Origin of the sequence: Segeticoccus rhizosphaerae, assembly GCF_009192725.1 — a bacterium.
Taxonomy (GTDB): domain Bacteria; phylum Actinomycetota; class Actinomycetes; order Actinomycetales; family Dermatophilaceae; genus Segeticoccus; species Segeticoccus rhizosphaerae.
The window spans coordinates 1-4183 of record NZ_VOHR01000319.1 but is presented as its reverse complement, the minus strand read 5'-3'; the positions used below and the strand labels follow the sequence as shown (position 1 = coordinate 4183).

Here is a 4183-nt window from a genome sequence, read left to right as displayed (position 1 = left end):
AGGTCCCGGCGGCCACCATCGTGGACGCGGACGCGCCGGCCAGGCGGTCGCCGGGGGCACCCCTCGCACGCCGACCACGTGCTCGAGCGCCGTGACGTGCCGCGTCCGCTGGCGCAGGACGCGAACCGGTGGCGAGATCGTTCGGGCGAGGGTCGGCAGGGGTTGCGCGGGGTGCCACGTGGACAGGGCGAGCGGGCCTCGTCAGGTGCCGGGTCGTCATACCCTCCAGTCAGCCAGCCGAGGGGCGGGCGCACCATCGGCCACCACCCCGAGCCGTCCCTGAGCCGACCCTGATCCGGCCCTGAGCACCGCTCGACCTACCATCGGGGGGTGGCAACCCCCTCCCCTCGGGCCTCGCTGTGGCTGCGGCGCGTCCTCGTCTTCAACCTCGTCGTCGAGGTGCTCATCGTCGTCACCGGTGGGCTGGTCCGGCTCACCGGATCGGGCCTCGGCTGCCCGTCCTGGCCGCACTGCGTGCCGGGGTCGTTCGTCCCGGTCGCCCACCAGGCGCAGGGCTTCCACAAGTACATCGAGTTCGGCAACCGGACGCTGACCGGTGTCGTGAGCATCGCGGTGGTCGCCGTGATCGTCGGGCTCTGGTTCTGGGCGCCGACGCGCCGCCGACTGCTGCGACCGGCGTTCCTCGTCCTCGCGGGAGTCGCCGCCCAAGCGGTGATCGGGGGCATCACGGTCCGCACCGGCCTCAACCCGGCGATCGTCGCCGGGCACTTCCTGGTGTCCATGCTGCTCGTCGCCACGTCCGCGTGGCTGCTCGAGCGCTACGACGAGGGCGACGGGCCGCCACGGACCCTTGTGCGACCCGAGATCCGCGGACTGGCCGCGCTGGCGAGCGTGCTCGCGGCCGTGATCCTGGTGCTCGGCACCCTCGTGACGGGCTCGGGACCGCACTCGGGCGACGCCCAGGAGCCCGCCCGCCTCGGCCTCGACCCGCGCTCCATGTCGTGGTTGCACGCCGATGCGGTGATGCTCTTCGTCGGTCTCGTCGTCGCCGTGCTGCTCGCGGTCAAGGTCACCGACGCGGGCGCGCGTCCCCTGCGCGCCTGGCTCCTCGTGCTGGCCGTGACCCTGGGCCAGGGCGTCGTCGGTTACGTGCAGTACTTCACCGGGCTTCCCTGGCCGGTCGTGCTCGTGCACATGCTCGGGGCGAGCCTGCTCGTCGTCTCCCTGGTGCACGGAGTGCTCAGCCTGCGCGTGCGCGAGCCCGTGCCCCTCACCGCGCCGGTCGCGCACGCTCCCGACACGGCCGAGGCGCCCGCCTGAGATTGATGGCAGGACGCCCTGCCGTGCCAGTTCCGCGGGTCCGTGGACTCTGCACCCGGCTGGGCCGAGCGGTCAGAGGGAGAGGTGCAGCAGAGGGTCGATGGCCACGCCCAGGAACAGCAGCGTGAGGTAGCTGATCGAGTAGTGGAACAGGCGCATCGCGCGGAGCGCCTTGGCGTCCGCGCTGGCCCGGGCCCGGGACAGCAGGCGGTGCGCCTCCACGAGGAACAGCGCGCCGGACACGACCGCGACCACCAGGTAGAGCCAGCCCATCGACGCGACCGGCACCAGCGCCAGGGAAGCGGCCACCGTGGCCCAGGTGTAGAGCACCACCTGGCGGGCCACCGCGAGGTCCTTGGCCACCACCGGCAGCATCGGCACGTGCGCCGCCGCGTAGTCCTCCTTGAACCGCATCGACAGCGGCCAGTAGTGCGGCGGGGTCCAGAAGAAGACCACCAGGAACAGGACGACCGCCGGCCATTCGACCTTGTTGGTGACGGCCGACCACCCGATGAGCACCGGCATACAGCCCGCGACCCCACCCCACACGATGTTCTGGGACGTGCGCCGCTTGAGCAGCATCGTGTAGAAGCCGACGTAGAGCACGATCGCGCCGAGCGAGAGTGCGGCCGAGAGCCAGTTCACGAGCAACCCGAGCCACACCACCGAGAGCGCGCCCAGCACGATGCCGAAGACCAGGGCCGCCCGCGGGGTGATCGCTCCCGTGACCAGGGGCCGGTTCGACGTGCGGTGCATGACCTTGTCGATGTCGCGGTCGAGGTAGCAGTTCAGGGTGTTGGCCGAGCTCGCCGAGAGCGTGCCGCCCACGAGGGTCGCGGCGACCAGCCACGCCGGCGGGAAACCGCGCTCGGCCAGGAACATCACGGGAAAGGTCGTGACAAGCAGCAACTCGATGATCCGGGGCTTGGTCAGCGCCACGTAGTCGTGGACCACGCTCCGGAACCCGCCGGTCCTGACGGCACCGGAGCCAGTCGTCGACGCGTGGGAGCGCGGCTCGAGAGCGGTCACGATGTCCTTCGGTCGGTGGTGCGGTGGGAGTGTGTCGTGGCGGGGGCGGATGGCCGTGCCGAGTCTATCTCGCCGAGACCTCCACCCGGGCCCGGCCTACCCGAGGCCGCCGTGCCCTGACGGGACTAGGCTCGCCACGAGCGAAGGACCACCAGCCCACGAAGGAGCCGTGATCGTGACCGCAGGGACCGAGCAGAACCGACTGGGCCGGCGTGACCCCGCCCTGGCCCTCCCCGTCGCCGACCAGGTCGGCTGGAACGACCTCGACGTGCGTGCCGTCGACACGGTCCGCGTGCTCGCGGCGGATGCCGTGCAGAAGACCGGCAACGGTCACCCCGGCACCGCGATGAGCCTCGCGCCGGTGGCCTACCTCCTCTACCAGAAGGTCATGCGCCACGACCCGAGCGACGCCCACTGGCTCGGCCGCGACCGGTTCGTCCTGTCCTGCGGGCACTCCAGCCTCACGCAGTACATCCAGCTCTACCTGTCCGGCTACGGCCTGGAGCTGTCCGACCTGGAGGCCCTGCGCACCTGGGGGTCCAAGACGCCCGGCCACCCCGAGGTCCACCACACCACCGGCGTGGAGATCACGACCGGCCCACTCGGCTCCGGGCTCGCCTCCGCAGTCGGTATGGCGTTCGCCCAGCGTCGCCAGCGGGGCCTGTTCGACCCCGACGCGGCACCCGGCGAGAGCCCGTTCGACCACCACATCTACGTGCTGGCGTCCGACGGCGACATCATGGAGGGCGTCTCGTCCGAGGCGAGCTCGCTGGCCGGTCACCAGGAACTGGGCAACCTCACCCTGATCTACGACGCCAACCAGATCTCGATCGAGGACGACACCGACATCTCGTTCTCCGAGGACGTCGCCAAGCGCTACGAAGCCTACGGCTGGCACGTCGAGACGGTCGACTGGCGCGAAGGGCACCCCTACACCGAGAACGTCGACGCGCTGTATGCCGCCATCGAGAGCGGCAAGCACGTCACCGACAAGCCGACCCTCGTGGTGCTGCACACCATCATCGCGTGGCCGGCGCCGACCAAGCAGGACACCGGCGCCTCCCACGGCTCGGCCCTCGGCGCCGACGAGGTCGCAGCCACCAAGCGGCTGCTCGGGTTCGACCCCGAGCAGAACTTCGCGGTGGAGGACGACGTCATCGCCCACGCCCGTCAGGTGGTCGAGCGCGGACAGAAGGCGCACGCCGACTGGCAGCCCTCCTTCGACGCCTGGCGCGAGGCCAACCCCGAGCGGGCCGCACTCTACGACCGGGTTTCCGCACGCCAGTTGCCCGACGGCTTGGATGAGGCCCTGCCGACCTTCGAGGCGGACGAGAAGGGACTGGCCACCCGCGCGGCGTCGGGCAAGGTCCTGAACGCCCTCGCCGACGTGATGCCGGAGCTCTGGGGTGGGTCGGCCGACCTGGCCGGCTCCAACAACACCACCATGGAGGGCGTCCCGAGCTTCATCCCCACGGGCAAGCAGACCGAGGAGTTCCAGGGCAATCCCTACGGCCGCACGCTGCACTTCGGCATCCGCGAGCACGGGATGGGGATGATCCTCAACGGCATCGCGCTCGAAGGACTCACCCGCCCCTACGGCGGTACCTTCCTGGTCTTCTCCGACTACATGCGGCCGGCGGTCCGGCTCGCGGCCATCCAACAGCTGCCCGTCACCTACGTGTGGACGCACGACTCGATCGGCCTCGGCGAGGACGGGCCCACCCACCAGCCGGTGGAGCAGCTGGCCGCGCTGCGCGCCATACCGGGCCTGGACGTCGTCCGCCCGGCGGACGCCAACGAGACCGCCGTCGCCTGGCGCACGGTGCTCGGTCACCACGACCGGCCCGCCGCGCTGGCGCTCACCCGGCAGGCC

At 71.2% G+C, this 4183-nt stretch carries 3 protein-coding genes; 2 read left to right on the top strand and 1 reads right to left on the bottom strand.

Translation table 11 applies throughout. The annotated features are described in order from the left end of the window. Positions 1-330: 330 nt before the first annotated feature. On the top strand, positions 331-1281 hold the full coding sequence (locus FRW57_RS18150; RefSeq protein WP_137121565.1) for a COX15/CtaA family protein: 951 nt from the start codon (positions 331-333) through the stop codon (positions 1279-1281). Positions 1282-1353: 72 nt separating this feature from the next. Here FRW57_RS18150 and FRW57_RS18145 read toward each other — a convergent pair whose 3' ends face one another. Next, positions 1354-2310: a heme o synthase gene (locus FRW57_RS18145; protein WP_152186665.1), complete on the bottom strand. Its 957-nt coding sequence runs from the start codon at positions 2308-2310 to the stop codon at positions 1354-1356. Positions 2311-2485: 175 nt separating this feature from the next. Here FRW57_RS18145 and FRW57_RS18140 point away from each other — a divergent pair. Continuing rightward, positions 2486-4183 (top strand): transketolase family protein (locus tag FRW57_RS18140; protein WP_238999478.1); only part of this gene is annotated, 1698 nt, incomplete at its 3' end.